General features: G+C 59.9%; 1 protein-coding gene. It reads right to left on the bottom strand.

What is annotated here, in order from left to right:
• Positions 1–20 precede the first annotated feature (20 nt).
• A partial coding sequence (metG, locus tag C3418_RS24005) for a methionine--tRNA ligase subunit beta (protein WP_103859402.1) occupies positions 21–511 on the bottom strand: 491 nt, incomplete at its 5' end.

Raw genomic sequence — 511 nt, 5'->3', positions numbered from 1 at the left:
TTGATCTCCGGCTTTTTTATTTAGTTCACCTGGTGACCAGGCCGCGCACCGCTGTCCGGGCTTAACAGGAAAATATCTTTCCCGCCAGGACCTGCGGCCATCACCATCCCCTCAGAGATGCCGAAGCGCATTTTGCGCGGCGCAAGGTTCGCCACCATCACCGTGTGGCGACCAATCAGCGCCTGCGGGTCCGGGTAGGCGGAACGGATGCCGGAGAAGACGTTGCGCTTCTCGCCGCCCAGATCGAGGGTCAGGCGCAGCAGCTTATCGGAGCCCTCCACAAATTCCGCGTTTTCGATCAGCGCCACGCGCAGATCGACCTTCGCGAAATCGTCAAAGGTGATGGTTTCCTGAATCGGATCGTCCGCCAGCGGGCCGGTTACCGGTGCGGCGGCGGCTTTCACCTCTTCTTTCGAGGCTTCAACCAGGGCTTCAACCTGCTTCATCTCGATGCGGTTGTAGAGCGCCTTGAAGGCGTTCAGCTTATGGCCGAGCAGCGGCTGATTGATGC

Source organism: Aeromonas sp. ASNIH8 (assembly GCF_002919855.1).
Classification (GTDB): Bacteria; Pseudomonadota; Gammaproteobacteria; order Enterobacterales; family Aeromonadaceae; genus Aeromonas; species Aeromonas caviae.
The sequence above is the reverse complement of the archived record's forward strand: the minus strand, read 5'-3'. Positions and strand labels throughout refer to the sequence as shown.